Origin of the sequence: Bartonella sp. AA81SXKL, assembly GCF_042196945.1 — a bacterium.
Classification (GTDB): domain Bacteria; phylum Pseudomonadota; class Alphaproteobacteria; order Rhizobiales; family Rhizobiaceae; genus Bartonella.
Genome location: NZ_JBHIRH010000287.1, coordinates 1 through 334 on the forward strand (window position 1 = coordinate 1; position 334 = coordinate 334).

The following is a 334-nucleotide window of genomic DNA, read 5'->3' on the forward strand; positions in this document are numbered from 1 at the left end:
GATCGGGTGATGATTTGTGGTTCCATGGCGATGCTGAGAGATTGTGCGAGAATGTGTGAAGTCTTTGGTCTTGTTGAAGGTGCCAATAATGCACCGGCTACATATGTTGTGGAGCGTGCCTTTGTAGGGTGAGAGGATAGATACTCTGTATTATAAAGCATGAAAATCTAAAGGACAGTGATCCTTTTGGCACTTTTGTTTCTGAAATGTGTCTTTATCTGCTCTCAATAGTGACAGGAGTTTCTCCCTTTGCAAGTCTTATCCGTGATCCTGAAATTTATGAAAATTTTCAGAAGTCGTTCTTATTCAAACACCCCGTAAATGGGATGAGTTT

At 41.0% G+C, this 334-nt stretch carries 2 pseudogenes; both read left to right on the forward strand.

Features of this window, described 5'->3' with window-relative positions:
- Positions 1-132, forward strand: a pseudogene (locus ACFINZ_RS11130) (ferredoxin--NADP reductase); the annotation flags it as partial.
- A gap of 80 nt (positions 133-212) precedes the next feature.
- A pseudogene (locus ACFINZ_RS11135) lies at positions 213-334 on the forward strand (ferredoxin--NADP reductase); the annotation flags it as partial.